Source organism: Mesorhizobium sp. M2A.F.Ca.ET.046.03.2.1, from assembly GCF_003952425.1.
Lineage (GTDB): Bacteria > Pseudomonadota > Alphaproteobacteria > Rhizobiales > Rhizobiaceae > Mesorhizobium.
Window position 1 is genome coordinate 3923361 of the sequence record NZ_CP034449.1, and the last position, 16898, is coordinate 3940258.

The window sequence follows — 16898 nt, forward strand, 5'->3', positions numbered from 1 at the left end:
ACAGCCCTTCCCGGCGTTACGGCTGATTTGCGGCCGGTGGGAAAAGAATGCAGGTCACCTGACGCATGGCAGATTTCATCGCCGTTCTGAAAAAGACGATCGACAATCTCAGCGAGAACACGCCGGAGATGCGGTCGAAGGTCTATGACAAGGCGCGGGTGACAATCGACAAGAAGCTTGCCGATCGCGTTCCACCATTGGCGCCTTCGGTCGTGGATCAGCAGAAGCGCACGCTTGAAGACGCCATCTCCAGCGTCGAGCGCAGTTATGCCAAAAGCGTTCCCGCCGCCGATCCGCTGGCGGAGCTGGAGCATATCTTCTCCTCCATCGACCGCAACAGGAACCAGCCGACCCACTCCCGCCAGCCGGCGCCGCCCGCGGCTGTGCCGGCGCCGGCTAAGCCGGACCCGTTCAAATCAGAACCCCTCAAGCCGACACCGGCGCCCGCCAGGGCCGAACCGTCCTGGCAAAGCGCGCCGAAGGCGGAGCCGGCGCCGCAAAACCCCGTGAAGACCGAGCCGGCCTGGCAAAGCACGGCAAGGACGGAGCCGAGCTGGCAGGCCGCGCCAGAGGCGGAGCCTGCCTGGCAGAAGGCGCCGCCACCGCCGATGCCGTCGCCGCGCGAGGACGATGTCGGCCTGGCGGGCATGGACGCCGCCGACGCCGAGGACGGCAGCGATGTCTTTGCCAATGACGAGCAGCCGGCGGCCGATACTTTCCAACGGCTGCGGCCTCAGCAGCCGCAGCGCAGGCGCGGCTATGGCGGCCTGATCGCTGCCGTCATCGCGCTTTTGGTGCTGGCCGGCGGCGGTTACGGCATATGGCTGAACAAGACTGCGTTCGGCTCGCTCTTTGGCCTTGGCGGCAGCGGCAACAAGACGGTCTCGACCGAGCCGCTGGTCAAGCCTGCTCCGGCCAAGCCTGCGACCGAGACGGCGGCCGCGCCGAGCCCAGCTCCGGCCGCTACAGGCGAGCCCGCCGACACGACCAAGTTCACGCAGCGCCTGACGCCCGAGGGCAAGGAGACCGATCCCGGTCCGGCTAGCGGACAGGCCACGATCGGCGAAGGCGAATCCGTCGCGGCGCTGACCTCGCGGCCGCCGCCCGCCCCGGCAACGGCGCCTGCGCCGACCGGTGCCGCGCCTGCGCCTGCCACGCAAACGCCTCCCGCTGCGGCGCCGACGACCGACGCGGCCAATCCGATGCCGCCGGCGGCTGGAACCGCACCGCCAACGGCTGATGCGGCAACGACGCCCCCCGCCGCCGGAGCAACGCCACCCGCTGCAGCCACCGCGCCGGCCACACCCGCGCCGGCGACCGCCGAGGCGACCGTGCCGGTCGGACAGAAGGCGATCTTCTATGAGGAGCGCACCAGCACCCAGCAGGGCACGGCCGAGCCCGGCAGCATCGTCTGGTCGCTGGTCCAGGAATCGCCCGGCGGCGACCTGCCGCCGGAACCGGCGATCCGCGCCGAAGCGACGATCCCCGGCAAGAACATCCAGCTGCGCATGACGATCCGGCGCAACACCGACCAGACCCTGCCGGCCAGCCACATCATCGAGATGATTTTCCTGACGCCGGAAGGGTTTGACGGCGGCGGCGTCGACAACATCTTGCGCATCGCCATGAAGAGCTCGGAGCAGGACGCCGGCAGCCCGCTGATCGGCATCCCAGCCAAGATCGCCGACGGCTTCTTCCTCGTCGCGCTCAACGACACCAAGGCCGACGAGGACGCCAATCTGACGCTGCTTCGGGGACAGTCCTGGATCGACGTGCCGGTGGTCTACAAGACCGGGCGCCGCGCGCTGCTCACCATGGAAAAGGGCATCCCCGGCGAGAAGGTCTTCGAGGAGGCGCTGAAGGCCTGGGCGGCGAAGACGTCGGGGTGATGAGCAATTCCAGGAAAAGTGTGAGCCGTTTTCCGTCCGGAATTGCGTAAGGCAGGCGCCTTAAAAGCCTTGAAAGAGCATATCGAGCGCCGCCACGATATCGTCGTGGCGGCTCATGAGATTGGTTCGATTTTCGCCGAGTTCGGTTGCGGCAACCGTCGCGATTAGGTGGGTGGCCATCACCATCTTCCGGCCGTTGATCTCAAATACCGGATGCAGCTTGCGCATTGGCGAAGGCGCCGAGGTCAGTGGCAGAAGCGGAACGACCACCCGCGTCTTGAAGTGGTCGAGCAGGTCGGACTGAACGTCGAGCAGATAGCCGCCTTCGATGCCGCTGGCGAAGACGTCATAGCGCGCCATCAGAATTGCCGATGTTCGGCGAGTGGGATGCCGTGCTTGTCGACATAGTCGTTCCAAGCGTCTATCGTCGCACGGTTCTCAAGCTTCCATAGCCGCGTTTTTTCCGCAGCAACCGCTTCCGATATACCGGCCTCCGCAGCCCGTGATACATTCACGTTGAGCCCCTTGGCTTCCGCCATGAGCTGCGAATCGATCGACAGATTAGCTGGCTGGCGATTTGCGTTCGTTGCAATCTTGCGCATGACAGTCACCTCGACATGCGCATACTTTATGCGCATCGGTGCGTCAGCGCAATGAGGGTGCTATCCCTCCATCTCCTCACGCAGTATCTCCAGCTCCAGCCACTCCTCCTCGAGCGCGGCGAGCGTCGTGCGCTCCTTGTCGAGCGCGGCGATGGTCTTCTGGAACGAGACGGGATCGCGTTCGTAGAAGGCGGGGTCGGCGATGTTGTTCTCCAGCCTGGCGATTGAGGCTGTCACCGCTTCGATCTTCTTGGGCAGGGAATCCAGCGCGAACTTCTGCTTGAACGAGAGCTTTTTCGCCGGGCCTTTGGGTGCGGCTTGTTCGGCCTTCGGCGAAGCCTCGGCGGCCTCGGCTTTCGATCTTGCCTTGCGGTCTTCCAGCTTCGAGCCGCCGCGCTGCGCCAGCATGTCTGAATAGCCGCCGGCATATTCGATCCAGCGGCCGTTGCCCTCCGGCGCGATCACGCTGGTGACGGTGCGGTCTAGGAAATCGCGGTCGTGGCTGACCAGGATGACAGTTCCGGAAAAGCCCGCGACCAGTTCCTGCAGCAACTCCAGCGTCTCCATGTCGAGGTCGTTGGTCGGCTCGTCGAGCACCAGAAGGTTCGCCGGGCGCGCCAGCACGCGGGCCAGAAGAAGGCGCGCGCGCTCGCCGCCGGAAAGCTCGCGCACCGGCGTGCGCGCCTGCTCCGGCTTGAACAGGAAATCCTTCATGTAGGAGACGACGTGGCGCTGCTCGCCATTGACCAGCAGGTTCTCGCCGCGCCCATCGGTAAGGTAATGCGCCAGGGTTTCGGCCGGGTCGACGGCCTCGCGCTTCTGGTCGAGTGTGGCGATCTCCAGGTTGACGCCGAGCCGCACGCTGCCGGCATCCGGCGCGAGCTCGCCGGTCAGCATCTTCAAAAGCGTCGTCTTGCCGGCGCCGTTGGGGCCGACCAGGCCGACGCGGTCGCCGCGCTGGATGCGGGTCGAGAAACCCTTGACCACGGTGAGGTCGCCAAAGCTCTTGTCGATGCCCTTGGCCTCGATCACCAGCTTGCCGGATTCGGCGGCGTCGCTCGCCACCATGGTGGCGATGCCTTCGGCGCCGCGGTGGCTGCGGAAGCGCTGGCGCATCGTCTGCAATTCGCCGAGGCGGCGCATGTTGCGCTTGCGTCTGGCGGTCACGCCGTAGCGCAACCAATGCTCCTCGCGCACGATCTGGCGGCCGAGCTTGTGCTGCTCGCGCTCTTCCTCCTCCAACACCTGGTCGCGCCATTCCTCGAAATGGGCAAAGCCCTTGTCCAGCCGTCGCGTCTGGCCGCGATCGAGCCAGACGGTGGCGCGGGTGACGCGTTCGAGAAAGCGGCGGTCGTGCGAGATCAGGATCACCGCCGAAGAGGTGCGGGCAAGCTCCTCTTCCAGCCATTCGATCACGGAAAGGTCGAGATGGTTGGTGGGCTCGTCGAGCAGAAGGATGTCGGGTTCCGGCGCCATGACGCGCGCAAGCGCGGCGCGGCGCGCCTCGCCGCCAGACAGGTCGCCCGGCTTCTCCTCGCCGGTGAGGCCGAGATGCTCCATCAGATAGGTGGCGCGATGCGGATCGTCGGCCGGGCCGAGGCCGGCCTCGACATAGGCGCGCACGGTGGCGAAGCCATCCATATCCGGCATCTGCGGCAGATAACGAACGGTCGCCGAGGGTTGGCGGAACACTTCGCCGTCCTGCGGCTCGATCATGCCGGCGGCGATCTTGAGCAGGGTCGACTTGCCCGAGCCGTTGCGGCCGACCAGCGCGATCTTTTCGCCGGCGGAAGCGCTGAGCGCAGCACCGTCGAGCAGCGGGGTGCCGCCGAAGGTCAGTTTAATGCCGTCGAGGTTGAGAAGTGGCGGCGCCATATCTGGAATGTCAGCTTTCGGGAAGAGGATAGGGGTGGGCCAGAAGCAGCGCCCGGCCGCGCTCCAGCGCGATGCCAAGCCGCCCTTTGACCTCGTTTGATATAGTGAGCGAGGAGCCGAACGCCACCTCGACGCGGTCGAGCGGCCATTTGGCGCCGGTGACCGTCAGGCCGGACAGGTCGGAGAAGCCGAGCACCGAAAACAGGGTGCTGTCCGCATAGTCGAAACTGGCTTTGCCAGGCAGGATGGGAACGCCTTCCTGTGCGCCGCTCGTCAGCAACACGGTCGTGCCCGCTTCTGCCAGCCGCACGGCGAGCGCCAGATGCAGGGAGGCATGGTCGGCGCGCTTGCCGCCGAAGGCGCCGGCAAGCACGAGGCTGGTGGCGCCGCGCTGGAGCGCTTCCGCTATTGCAAGCTCGCCATCGGTCATGTCCTTCTCGGCCGGGAAGATTTTTTGTGGGACGGAAGCCAGATCTTCGGGCAGGTTGGCCGGCACCGAGTCGAAATCGCCGACCCAGAGCTCGGGGACAAGGCCCAGCATGCGGGCATGGCCGATGCCGGCGTCGGCGGCGATGACGCGCGAACCAGCGATCTGGCGTTCGAGCCGGGGCGTGCGGATAAGCTCGCCGCCAAGCAGGATGGTGAATGTGCCCATGGCCGTCGCCCTTACCAGCCCGCCGGGGGAAACGGAAGCCGGAAGCGCCGCGCTTCGGTTCCTGCCTCGGAACATTAGCTGCCCGGCAAACTTCCGCTTGCACGCCGCTTCGGCCGGGCCTATCTGTCGAGACGCTCTAACGGGGTGCCGGACGTGATCCGGCTGAGAGGCAATCGAGCCAACCCGCTGAACCTGATCCGGTTTGTACCGGCGGAGGGATTAGACGTTTCGGACCATCCGGCGCCTCAATTCCTTGTCACTCGAACGAAGGAGGCGCCGATGCGCGCGATATTGTCCAAGCTTATTCTCGCAGCCGGTCTTTTGTCGCTTCTGGCCGGTGTTGCGCCTGCCGTCGCCGAGGACAAGCTCACCGTCTATACCTATGAAAGCTTCACTGCCGATTGGGGGCCCGGACCGGCGGTGAAGAAGGAATTCGAAGCCGAATGTGGCTGCGATCTCGAATTCGTCTCGGTCGCCGATGGCGTCGCGCTGCTCAACCGCGTCAAGCTCGAGGGCGCCGGCACCAAGGCCGACATCGTCCTCGGCCTCGACACCAACCTGACCGCGGACGCCAAGGCGAGCGGGCTGTTCGCGCCGCATGGCGACGTCTCGGGTATCAACGTGCCGGGCGGCTGGAGCGACGACACTTTCGTGCCGTTCGACTATGGCTATTTCGCCGTCGTCTATGACACGCAGAAGCTAAAAGTCCCGCCGAAGAGCCTGAAGGACCTGATCGAGGGTAGCGGCACCGACAAGATCGTCATCCAGGATCCGCGCACCTCGACGCCCGGCCTCGGCCTGCTCTTGTGGGTGAAGTCTGTCTATGGCGACAAGGCGCCGGAGGCCTGGGCCAAGCTCAAGACGAAAGTGCTGACGGTGACGCCGGGTTGGAGCGAGGCCTATGGCCTGTTCACCAAGGGCGAGGCGCCGATGGTGCTCTCCTACACCACCTCGCCGGCCTATCACATGGTGGCCGAGAACACCGAGCGCTATCAGGCGGCGTCCTTCGAGGAAGGCGAATACCTGCAGATCGAGGTTGCCGGCATCACCACGACGGGTGCCAAGAACCCGCTGACGCAAAAGTTCATCGCCTTCATGACCGGGCCGAAATTCCAGGACGTCATCCCGGAAACCAACTGGATGTTCCCGGCCGGCAAGACCGACAAGCCGCTCAACCCGGCCTTCGACAAACTGGTCAAGCCGACCAAGACCCTGCTGTTCAGCCCGGAGGAGGTTGCCGCCAACCGCAAGGCGTGGGCGGATGAGTGGCTGGCGGTGATGAGCAAGTAGGCTGCGATGCTTGCGCCAAGGCCCCCCTCTCTGTCCTGCCGGACATCTCCCCCTCAAGGGGGAGATTGGCTGTCACGCCGGCTTTCGCCCATCTCCGACGTTGCAGGATCGAGCGGGGCGTCGACGCTGCCAATCTCCCCCCTAGAGGGGGAGATGGCCGGCAGGACAGAGGGAGGCGCGAAGGAACGCGGCGTTGCCTAGCTGAAGCTCGCATGGTGCGGCGTGCACTCCGCGCGTGACTCCCGCGTCACCGCCAGTGTCGTCGCGCTCGCGGCCATCGCCGCGCTCATCGGCGGCGCCTTCGCTGGCCTCATCCTCGAAGGCGCGCACGACCTCTCCGGCGCTGCCGCCGCCTTCGACGGCTACCTCCTGCGCGTGGCCCGCTTCACGCTGTGGCAAGCATTGCTCTCGACGCTGCTGTCGGTCGCGCCGGCGCTGCTGGTGGCACGCGCGCTTTCAAGGCATCCGGCCTTTCCCGGGCGTCGCCTGATCCTGCAGCTCTTCACCGTGCCGCTGGCGTTGCCGGCGATCGTCGCGGCGCTCGGCATATTGGCGCTTTACGGCCGCGCCGGGTACTTTGCCGGCGTCTTCGCCCGGTTCGGCGGCGGAGAGTGGCCCGGCATCTACGGCCTCTCCGGCATCCTGGTCGCGCATGTCTTCTTCAACCTGCCTCTGGCGACGCGCTTGTTCCTGGAGGCGCTGGGCACCATTCCCGCCGACCAGTGGCGGCTGGCGAGCCAGCTCGGCATGGGCGCCCGGCCGGCCTTCCGGCTGATCGAATGGCCGGTGCTGCGCGCGGCCTTGCCGGGCGTCGCCGGGCTGGTCTTCATGCTCTGCATCACGTCCTTCACCATCGTGCTGACGCTGGGCGGCGGGCCGGCCGCGACGACGCTCGAGGTCGCCATCTACCAGGCGCTGCGCTTCGACTTCGATCCGGCCCGTGCGGTGGTGCTGACGCTGCTACAGATCGCGCTCACCTTCGTCGTGGTCGCAGCGCTCACGCGGCTTGGCGCCAACACGGTCGGCGACGCCAATCTGCCGGTCGCGCCCCGCCGCTACCTTTCGGCGGGCCGGATCGAAAGCCTACTGAATGCCGGCCTCATCGCGCTCGCCCTGCTGTTCGTCGCCGGACCGATGGCGGCGACGGTGGTTTCGGGCCTTCAGGCCGATCTCGGCCGATTGGCGGGCGAGGAAGCGGTGCGCCGCGCGACGCTTACTAGCGCCGGGCTCGCCTTGATCGCGGCGCTGCTCAGCGTGTCGCTGTCGCTGGTATTGATCGCGGCGCGGCGCGCATTGGCTTTGCGTCGCCGTGCCGGCAGCGCCATGTCGCTGCTCGAGCATGCCGCCGACACCGGCGCCGGCTTCGTGCTCGTCGTGCCGCCGATAGTTCTTGGCGCCGGCTGGTTCCTGGCGCTGCGCAACATCACCGATGTCTTTGCCGTCGCGCCGGTGATGGTCGTCGCCGTCAACGCGGTGATGGCGATGCCCTTCGCCATCCGTGCCATTCGCCCAGCCTATGACGCGGCGAGCGAACGCCATGAGCGGCTTTGCCTGGCGCTTGGCATATCCGGCTGGACCCGGCTCAGCCTGATCGACTGGCCGTCGCTCAGGCGGCCCTTGGCCACCGGCTTCGCTTTCGCCATGGCGCTGTCGCTCGGCGATCTCGGCGTGATCGCGCTGTTCGGCAGCGATTCCGTGCAGACCTTGCCCTATCTTCTGCTTGCGCGCATGGGCAGCTACCGGACCGCCGACGCGGCGGGGCTCGCCTTGCTGCTCGGCCTGGTTTGCCTGATGCTGGTCGTCGTCGCCGATGGGCTGGGGCGGGAAGCAAGGGCATGACATCGACGGATAACGGCATCGCGGCAGGGAAGGCGCTGACCGTCACACTCGAAGACGTGTCGTTCAGCTATGGCGAATCGTCCTTCCGCTTCAATGCCGAGTTCGCGGCGGGCAGGATCACCGCCATCATGGGGCCGAGCGGCTCCGGCAAGTCGACGCTGCTCAATCTGATAGCCGGCTTCGAAACACCTAATAGCGGCAAGGTGCTGATCGGCGGCATCGATATCGGCGCCACGCCGCCCTCGGCGCGACCGGTGTCGATGGTGTTCCAGGAAAACAATCTGTTCGCGCATCTTACGGTCGAGGCCAATGTCGGGCTCGGCCGCTCGCCGTCGCTGAAGCTCGGCGATGGCGATCGCGCCGCCGTCGCCGAGGCGCTGGCGCGCGTCGGCCTGGCCGGCAAGGAAAAGCGGCTGCCGCGCGAGCTTTCCGGCGGCGAAAGGCAGCGCGTCGCGCTGGCGCGGGTGCTGCTGCGTGACCGGCCCGTCTTGCTGCTCGACGAACCTTTCGCGTCGCTCGGCCCGGCGCTGCGCGAGGACATGCTCGACCTTCTCGCCGGCATCCATGCCGAGCGCAAAATGACGGTGCTGTTCGTCACCCATCAGCCGGAAGATGCGCGCCGCATCGGCCAGAACGTGGCCTTTCTGGATGAGGGCAGGATCGCGGCGACCGGGCCGGCTGATGATTTCTTCGATCGGTCTGGACCGGATGCGTTCCGGCGCTATATCGGCGATCGAGGCGGCACCGTTGCCGGATCACAACATATTGCCCGGAAGCGGACATAATTTACGCTCAAACCGGCAACGGGTGATCCGGCGTTTGCTTGCCTTGTCCGGGGGAGTATGGCTAGGTCCGGCCATGCAGGTCCGGCGGGGCCGCGATTTGCCGAAAGATTTCGAAAGGAAGCCGATCTGTCGACCGGCGCTGAGAAAGTGTGGATGAGGCCACTGGCACGATTTTTCGCGCTGGCGGGCGTTGCCGTGCTGGCGAGCTGTCAGATGTTCACGCCGCCGGACGTGCAGGAGAGCGGCTTCCAGCCTTCCGACAAGCCGATCACCGTCGACAATGTCGTCGCCAACGCCAAGCTCGCCGAAATGGCGAAAGCGCAGCATCCGCGCATTCTCGCCACCTATGGCGGCGAGTATTCCGACCCGAAGCTCGAACGCATGGTGGCCAAGGTCGTCGGCAATCTGACCGTGGTGTCGGCCAACCCGACCCAGACCTATCGCATCACCATCCTCAACTCGCCCAACGTCAACGCCTTCGCGCTGCCGGGCGGCTATCTCTATGTGACGCGCGGCCTGCTGGCGCTGGCCAATGATTCCTCCGAGCTTGCCGCCGTCATCGCCCATGAGATGGGCCACGTCACGGCGAATCACGGGCTGCAACGGCAGCAGCTCGAGGCCGAGGAAGGCCTGGCGACCAAGGTGGTGTCGGACGTGCTTGGCGACAGCCCGACCGCCAAGGCGGCCCTGATCCGCGGCAAGCTTCGGCTGGCGCAGTTCTCGCGCAACCAGGAACTGCAGGCCGACGCCATCGGCATCAAGTCGATCGGCGAGGCGGGCTACGATCCTTACGCAGCTGGCCGCTTCCTGCAGTCGATGTCGGCCTATACCGATTTCCGCTCGGTCAGCGGCGCCACCGACGCCAGCCTCGACTTCCTGGCGACGCACCCCAACACGCCGCAACGCATCGAACTGGCGCAGCGCCTTGCGCGCAATTTCGGCCCCCCCGGCGTCGGCACGCGCGACCGCGACGCATTCCTCGCGGGCATTGACGGTCTGCTTTACGGCGACACGCCGGAAGAAGGCTATGTGCGCGGCCAAACCTTCATGCACCCCAATCTCGGGGTCTCCTTCACCGTGCCGGACGGTTTCGTCATCGACAATTCGGCGGCCGCCGTCACCGCGACCGGGCCGGGCGACATCGCCATCCGTTTCGACGGCGTGGCGATCGACAAGTCGGTGTCGCTGACCGATTACATCCGCAGCGGCTGGGTGGCGGGGCTCGAAGACGCCAGCGTGCGCCAGGAGACGATCAACGGCAATGAGGCAGCGATGGCGCATGCCAACGCGCAAGGCTGGCAGTTCGACATCGCGGTGATCCGCGCCGGCGGGCAGGTCTACAGGCTGCTGACGGCCGCGCCCTCGGCCAGCGCTTCGCTGGATCCTGTGGCGCGCTCGGTCAGCGGCTCCTTCCGAGTGCTCACCCCAGCCGAGAAGGCGGCGCTTAAGCCGCTGCATATCCGGGTCGTCACCGTCCAGGCCGGCCAGACCATGGGCTCGCTCGCCGCGCAAATGGTCGGCGTCGACCGCAAGCTCGATCTGTTCCGTGTGCTCAACGCCATGTCGCCGGGCGCCAGCGTATCGGCCGGCGACAAGGTCAAGATCGTCACCGACAAGTAGGGCTCCGCATTCGCGTTCGTGCGGCCCGGCGCTTTGAGAGCTTGCCGCGATGTGCGATCCCTAAAGCGCGTCGCGACCTTTCAGATTCGCTCCATGCGCGTAGGTTTTTGGTCACGCGTTTCTTTGTCCCGAAACCGATTCACACTTTCGGGATACATGCTTTAAGCCGCGCAATCGACATGGCGACATGCGTTGTCCCGGCTGGTCCGGCCACGCGTCGCGGCTGCTATCCACCTCTGACGGTGGAGATGCCACCAAAGCCTGTGGTGCTGGCGTCGGTGCCGGGAGGTTCGCCCGTGGCGGGGCTGTCGGGGGTATCCGGAGTGTCGCTGTCCGGAGTGCTGTCGTCAGTACTGCTCTGCCTGGAAGGAGACGGGCGATCGCCGCTACTGCCGCCCCGCCAAGGCGCCGGCTCGATCAAGGGCGGCACCGGTTTGACCGGAGGTGGGGTTATCATCGGCGGTGCAGGCGCGCGGATCACCCTGATCTTCGTGATTACCTTGGGCTTGCATACAGCGGCTGTCTGGAAGCGGCGCCCGGCAAGACCGAGAATGCTCATCGAATAGACTTCCTGCCGTTCCATGCTGGCCTTGAGGAACGCCAGAGCGCGGGCCGGATCGGCGGGCACGCCATTGCGGCCTTCCTGGAAGATCAACGCGAGATCGTTCATGGCGCTGATATGCCCCATCGCCGCAGACTTGAGCAGCAGGTCCAATCCCTTTCGGGGGTTCGGCTCGACGCCGACGCCGTTGAACAAAGCGCGTCCCCAGGCAGCCATGGCGGCTGGATCGCCCTGGTCGGCCGCCTGGGCATAGAGGCCATTCGCTTTCGTAACATCCGCGGCGGTGCTTGTTGCGGACGCCGCCATATAGGCGAGCTCGAAAACGGCTCGGGCATGGCCCTTGTCGGCGGCCTCCTGAATGGCCTTCCTAGCCTCGTCGACCTTGCCGGCCGCCAGCAACGCCCGTCCGAGCTCATAGCGGAAGCGGACGACATTGGGGTAGGCTTTAACCGCCGCTTCGCAAGCTTCGATCGCTCCGCCGCCGATCTCGTTCGGCTGGCGGCCGGGGGCGACGCCCTGCAGGTCGAGCGGCGCGCCTGCCGCCCGGTCGCAAGGGTCGACGCTTGGCGACAGTTTCACCGTGGCCGGCTTTGACGCCTTGCCAGCGCGGATCTGGAAGCCGAGCTCGAGGGGAGCGGCGGCGCCGATCTGCGGCTCGTAGCGCAATTTGTCGATCTCGTTGGCCAGAATGGTCGAATCCGGCGACAATGTGCGATCCGGCAGCGACAGCGTTCCTGTTGCCGGGTAACTTGCGAGCTTCAGGCTGATGCCGGGGTCTCCGGTCGGAAAATCCAGGTTCAACGGAACCGGGCCGACGCCGACCGGGACGCTGAGTTTGCTCTTCTTCTGGATCGCCTCGGCGGCACCGGTGATGTGGAGGCCACGCTCCACCATCAATTGCTTCTGCTCGGCCTTCAGGGACGCTGCGCTCTGCTGGCCCTCAGCGCCACCCTTGATGCGCAAGACCAGGATGCCCTGAGATACGCCACCCCACTCGTCATGTGTGGCATAGGCCAGCGTTTCGACCTGTTCCTGCGTGTCGGACGCCTTGGGCAGGTCGATCAGCAGACGCGGCAGGTCGTTGCCCGCAATCTGGTCGCCTTCGGCGACGGGTTTGCCGTCCAGCACCAGGCCTGCGAGCGCGGGAAGCGTTTCAAAGCTTACGGTGACCGCGCTGCCGTCGACAGTGACAGGCGTCGGCAGGTCAAGCGCGACCGGCCCGATCCCCGACGGCACGACTCTCTCCAGCACCGGCGGCAGCGCCGGCTTGTTCGCACGGTGCATGAGCACTACTTCGTCGATCAGCGAGGAGTTCTCCCAAGGAACCTGCTTGCCTTTGGTGGCTGCGACCACGTCGCGGCGCACCGCGGCCATGACCGCGCGTATCTCCTGGTTCGGCGCCAGCGCGCGGCGCGAAAAAGCGGATGAGAATGGACTGGCGTTGCCCGTCCCGTCATAGGCGATCGCATCGGGACCGGTGGCAAAGGCAATCAGCGCGTTCTGCGAGCTTTTCACCTCGGCAAGACCGGTGCCGCTAGCGGTGATCAGCTGGTCCCGCAGCCAGTAGTCCTTGCGCGGAAACGGATTGTTGCGGCAGGCATCGAGGATGATGATCTGGATTTTCGACTTCGAGCGCAATTGCTCCAGCATGTCATCGAGCTTGATCGCCTGAACCTCGATGTCGGCGGCCTGCTTGAGCGAAGCGTCGACAGGGATCAGGAAATTCACGCCACCGATCTGAAACCCGTGGCCCGAATAATAGACGACAGCGAGATCGGCGCCATCCGCGGCCGCGAGATAGTTGCGGAACTGCTCCTCGAACTGCAGCTTGGTGACGTCCTTGGCGACGAATACATCGAAACCGGCCAGCCGGAACGTCTTCGAGACGTCCTTGGCGTCGGTGTCCGGGTTCTTGAGCGCCGGAATATTGCGGTATTGCGAATTGCCGATCACAAAGGCAACCCTGCGGTCAGCGTGCGCTTCGAACGTCGCGAAGCCCACGAGGATCAAGGCTGCAAGGAAGGCGCAGCATCGCAGCATGGCAAGTCCCCCATCCGCTATGGTCTGTCGGATTCACCAAAGACCAGTTGCGCGCGCGGGTCTGTTAAAGAATTCACAATACGCTGATACAGTAAGAAGGAAAGCTTTTGCCGCAACGGGGATATATTTTTGTTCAATGAATAGAACTCGCCAACAACTTCAAGTTGCTGCTCAGGCGGCCTCCGCCAGAAATTCCGGGTTCTGCTTCACCAGCGCCAGCTTCAGCTTTTCCATGGCACGCGCCTCGATCTGGCGGACACGCTCCTTGGAGATGCCGAGCTGTTCGCCAAGTGATTCAAGCGTGGCGCCGTCATCGCTGAGCCTGCGCTCCTCGATGATGCGAAGCTCGCGGGCGTTGAGCGCGCCAAGCGCGCTTTTCAGCCAGAGGGCGCGGCGCTGGACGTCGATTCTTTCGCCGACGATCTCGTCAGGCAACGGGTCTTCGGAGACCAGGAAATCCATCCGCTCGGCAGCGCCGTTTTCGTCCGCAAGCGGTGCGTTGAGCGAGCTGTCTGGGGAGGACAGGCGTGAATCCATCATCGCCACGTCCGCTTCGGGAACGCCGAGCGCCGCCGAGACCTCGCGGTAGAGCGAGGCATTGGAGAGCGGCTCGGCGCCGTTGGCCAGCCGTGCGCGCAAACGCCTGAGATTGAAGAACAGCGCCTTCTGCGCCGAGCTGGTGCCGCCGCGCACGATCGACCAGTTGCGCAGGATGTAGTCCTGCATCGAGGCGCGGATCCACCAGGTGGCATAAGTCGAGAAGCGCACTTCGCGCGCGGGCTCGAAACGAGCCGCCGCCTCGAGGAGGCCGACATGGCCCTCCTGGATCAGGTCGCCGAGCGGCAGTCCGTAATGGCGGAATTTCGAGGCCATGGAGATGACCAGCCGCATATGGGCGACGGTGATCCGATGCAGCGCGTGCTGGTCGTTCTCTTCCTTCCAGCGGAGCGCAAGGACATGCTCCTCGTCGCGCTCGAGATAGGGAGCCTTCATTGCCGCCCGGACCAGTGTCCGTCCTGCCGCGTCCTCAATCATGCCGGCTCCTGTTGGCGGTCATTACGCTCATGACGGTTGAAAAGACGCCGCCGCGCCCTACAACAGCCATGCAACGTGTCAGGCGCATGGATGGTTCCGCCGCCCGAGGGGGCAAATGTTGCCGGCGGGAACATTCTGTTAGCGGGTCCCGAAATGCCGCTTCGCGGATTATCGGGCGATTTTGAGAATCAGATTTCCGGGAAAGCCGATTTTTGAAATCGGGTTCCTTATTTCGCGACCTTCTATCTGTCAGTTTCCGGCTCTCACAATCGGACCGGCATACCGGTCAAAACGGGATCACAGAAAAATGAAATGGCTTAAATCGCTCCTCATCGTCGGAACGCTGCAGGTTCTGGCGGTCACCGCCGGCCATGCCGGCGCCAATCTCGACCAGATCAAACAGGCCGGCGTGCTCAAGGTCGGCACGGAAGGCACCTATGCGCCCTTCACCTATCATGACGAATCCAACGCGCTGGTCGGCTTCGACGTCGAGATCGCCAAGGCCATCGGCGACAAGCTCGGCGTCAAGGTCGAGTTCCTGGAAGGCAAGTGGGATGGGCTGATCGCCGGCCTCGACGCCAACCGCTACGACGCCGTCATCAACGAGGTCGGCATCACCGACGCGCGCAAGGCCAAGTATGATTTCTCGGATCCCTACATCGCCTCGAAGGCGGTGCTGATCGTGCGCGGCGACAATACCGACATCAAGACCTTCGCCGATCTCAAGGGCAAGAAGTCGGCGCAGTCGCTGACCTCGAATTTCGGCAAGCTTGCCGAGAAGAACGGCGCGGAACTCGTCGGCACCGACGGCTTCGACCAGTCGATCCAGCTTCTGCTCACCGGCCGCGCCGACGCCACCATCAACGACAGCCTGTCCTTCCTGGATTTCAAGAAGCACAAGCCGGACGCCAATGTGAAGATCGCCGCGCAGGAAGAGAATGCCGACTATTCCGGCGTCATCGTGCGCAAGGGCGATCCGGAACTGGTCGCGGCCATCAACAAGGCGCTGGCCGACATCAAGGCCGACGGCACCTACAAGAAGATTGCCGACAAGTATTTCGGCCAGGACGTTTCCCAGTAAGCCGAACAGTCTGTTGCCTGAATTCCGGCGGGCCGTCTTCGACGGCCCGCCGTTTTTAACAGGACACTCATTGGGGCCGTCTTTGACGGCTCGCCGGTTTTTGCATGATAGTCAGTCCACACGGGGCAACGCGCCGCCGTATCTGGAAGGGAGAAGCGCCCCGTGCCGCACTGGCTGCAATTGATGCTGGAATCGCTGCCGACGCTGTTATGGGCGGCGCTGATCTTCACCGTGCCGCTCACTCTTCTGTCCTTCGCGCTCGGGCTCATCGCCGGGCTGGTGACGGCGCTGATCCGGCTGTTCGGCCCGAAGCCGCTGGTCGCGCTGGTGCGCTTCTATGTCTGGATCTTTCGCGGCACGCCACTGCTGGTGCAGCTCTTCCTGATCTTCTATGGCCTGCCGTCGGTCGGCATCCTGCTCGATGCCTTTCCCGCGGCGCTGATCGGCTTCACGCTCAACATCGGCGCCTACACCTCCGAGATCATCCGCGCGGTCATCGGCTCGGTGCCGAAGGGCCAGTGGGAGGCGTCCTATTCGATCGGCATGACCTGGAGCGAGGCGATGCGTCGCACCCATACTTCCACAAGCGGGCCGCGTCGCGGTGCCGCCGCTCTCCAACACCTTCATCTCGCTGGTCAAGGACACCTCGCTGGCGGCCGCCATCACCGTGCCCGAGATGTTCCAGGCCGCGCAGCGCATCGTCGCCACCACCTACGAGCCGCTGATCCTCTATGTCGAGGCGGCGGCGCTCTATCTCGTGCTGAGCTCGGTGCTGTCGGCACTGCAGGCGCGGCTGGAGGTGCGGCTCAACCGCTATGGCGGCTTCCTGGAGGCCAATTCATGATCGGCCTCACGAACATCGAGAAGCGTTTCGGCGACAATCTTGTCCTGAAGGGCGTCACCGTCAGCATCGACGAAGGCAGCGTCACGGCGCTGGTCGGCCCTTCCGGCGGGGGCAAGAGCACGCTTCTGCGCTGCATCAACCTGCTGGAGATCCCGACGTCCGGTTCCTTGCGCATCGGCGAGGAGACGCTTGCGTTCCATCCGGGCGGCAAGGTGCCGGCAAAGGATATCCAGCGCATCCGCCTGCAGACCGGCATGGTGTTCCAGAACTTCCAGCTCTTCCCGCATCGCACGGCCATCGAGAATGTGATGGAAGGGCTGGTGACGGTGCTGAAATGGCCCGAGCCGAGGGCGCGCGAGCGGGCGATGGCGCTGCTCGAAAAGGTCGGGATGGCGCACAAGGCCGATGCCTGGCCGGCGACGCTGTCGGGCGGCCAGCAGCAGCGCGTGGCGATCGCCCGGGCGCTTGCGCCGTCGCCGCGCGTGCTGCTGTGCGACGAGCCGACCTCGGCGCTCGATCCGGAGCTGGCTCAGGAAGTGGTCGACGTGCTCGGGCAACTGGCCCGCGAGGGCACGACCATGGTGATGGCCACGCATGATCTCAGGCTCGCCTCCAAGATCGCTGAGGAGGTCGTCTTCCTCGATGCCGGCGCGATCGTCGAGAAGGGTCCGGCCTCGGTCGTGTTCGACAATCCGGAGCGCGAGCGGACGAAACGCTTCATCGCCTCGCTGCGCCAGGAAGAGGCGCAGAAGGAAGGGGGAGACGCGTAACCTTCGATAGG

General features: G+C 65.2%; 13 protein-coding genes, 1 pseudogene and 1 riboswitch. Of the genes and pseudogenes, 8 read left to right on the top strand and 6 right to left on the bottom strand.

The genetic code is table 11. The features are described from left to right. Window positions 1–65: 65 nt before the first annotated feature. Window positions 66–1889, top strand: coding sequence for a hypothetical protein (locus EJ072_RS18700; protein ID WP_126080765.1), 1824 nt, complete (start codon window positions 66–68; stop codon window positions 1887–1889). Between the two features lie 60 nt (window positions 1890–1949). On the opposite strand, the gene EJ072_RS18705 is transcribed toward EJ072_RS18700, so the two are convergent. From EJ072_RS18705 to EJ072_RS18720, 4 genes are read right to left on the bottom strand one after another with little or no spacing between them, the layout of a single operon-like run. Next, window positions 1950–2249 (bottom strand): CcdB family protein, encoded by a 300-nt coding sequence (locus EJ072_RS18705; protein ID WP_126080766.1) that lies wholly within the window; start codon window positions 2247–2249, stop codon window positions 1950–1952. Continuing rightward, a complete protein-coding gene (locus EJ072_RS18710; RefSeq protein WP_126080767.1) occupies window positions 2249–2491 on the bottom strand; it encodes a type II toxin-antitoxin system CcdA family antitoxin in 243 nt (80 codons plus the stop codon). Before EJ072_RS18710 ends, EJ072_RS18705 begins: the two co-directional genes overlap by 1 nt. A gap of 60 nt (window positions 2492–2551) precedes the next feature. Further along, on the bottom strand, window positions 2552–4366 hold the full coding sequence (locus tag EJ072_RS18715) for an ABC-F family ATP-binding cassette domain-containing protein (RefSeq protein ID WP_126080768.1): 1815 nt from the start codon (window positions 4364–4366) through the stop codon (window positions 2552–2554). A 10-nt stretch (window positions 4367–4376) separates the two neighbouring features. After that, window positions 4377–5021 (bottom strand): thiamine diphosphokinase, encoded by a 645-nt coding sequence (locus EJ072_RS18720; protein ID WP_126080769.1) that lies wholly within the window; start codon window positions 5019–5021, stop codon window positions 4377–4379. Window positions 5022–5151: 130 nt separating this feature from the next. Beyond that, window positions 5152–5257: riboswitch (TPP riboswitch) on the top strand. 43 nt (window positions 5258–5300) lie between these two features. Between EJ072_RS18720 and thiB the strand changes: the two genes are divergently transcribed. The 4 genes from thiB to EJ072_RS18745 all read left to right on the top strand — a co-directional run bounded on the left by thiB (window position 5301) and on the right by EJ072_RS18745 (window position 10555). Then, on the top strand, window positions 5301–6311 hold the full coding sequence (gene thiB / locus EJ072_RS18725) for a thiamine ABC transporter substrate binding subunit (protein WP_126080770.1): 1011 nt from the start codon (window positions 5301–5303) through the stop codon (window positions 6309–6311). Window positions 6312–6533: 222 nt separating this feature from the next. Continuing rightward, window positions 6534–8150: a thiamine/thiamine pyrophosphate ABC transporter permease gene (thiP, locus tag EJ072_RS18735; RefSeq protein WP_126080772.1), complete on the top strand. Its 1617-nt coding sequence runs from the start codon at window positions 6534–6536 to the stop codon at window positions 8148–8150. Then, window positions 8147–8935 carry a thiamine ABC transporter ATP-binding protein gene (gene thiQ, locus EJ072_RS18740; RefSeq protein ID WP_126080773.1) on the top strand — a complete coding sequence of 263 codons (789 nt, stop codon included), beginning with the start codon at window positions 8147–8149 and terminating at the stop codon, window positions 8933–8935. Before thiP ends, thiQ begins: the two co-directional genes overlap by 4 nt. Before the next feature lie 153 nt (window positions 8936–9088). Then, a complete protein-coding gene (locus EJ072_RS18745) occupies window positions 9089–10555 on the top strand; it encodes a M48 family metalloprotease (protein WP_042647760.1) in 1467 nt (488 codons plus the stop codon). 226 nt (window positions 10556–10781) lie between these two features. Here EJ072_RS18745 and EJ072_RS18750 read toward each other — a convergent pair whose 3' ends face one another. Continuing rightward, window positions 10782–13157 (bottom strand): caspase family protein, encoded by a 2376-nt coding sequence (locus EJ072_RS18750; protein ID WP_126080774.1) that lies wholly within the window; start codon window positions 13155–13157, stop codon window positions 10782–10784. A gap of 171 nt (window positions 13158–13328) precedes the next feature. Further along, entirely contained in the window at window positions 13329–14192 is an 864-nt protein-coding gene (locus EJ072_RS18755; protein ID WP_042647759.1) for an RNA polymerase factor sigma-32, read from the bottom strand. Between the two features lie 307 nt (window positions 14193–14499). Between EJ072_RS18755 and EJ072_RS18760 the strand changes: the two genes are divergently transcribed. The 3 genes and pseudogenes from EJ072_RS18760 to EJ072_RS18770 all read left to right on the top strand — a co-directional run bounded on the left by EJ072_RS18760 (window position 14500) and on the right by EJ072_RS18770 (window position 16887). Next, window positions 14500–15273, top strand: coding sequence for an amino acid ABC transporter substrate-binding protein (locus tag EJ072_RS18760; protein ID WP_126080775.1), 774 nt, complete (start codon window positions 14500–14502; stop codon window positions 15271–15273). A 162-nt stretch (window positions 15274–15435) separates the two neighbouring features. Beyond that, window positions 15436–16117 (top strand): annotated as a pseudogene (locus EJ072_RS18765) (ABC transporter permease subunit). Next, window positions 16114–16887, top strand: coding sequence for an amino acid ABC transporter ATP-binding protein (locus EJ072_RS18770; RefSeq protein ID WP_126080776.1), 774 nt, complete (start codon window positions 16114–16116; stop codon window positions 16885–16887). Before EJ072_RS18765 ends, EJ072_RS18770 begins: the two are co-directional and overlap by 4 nt. Window positions 16888–16898: the final 11 nt, after the last annotated feature.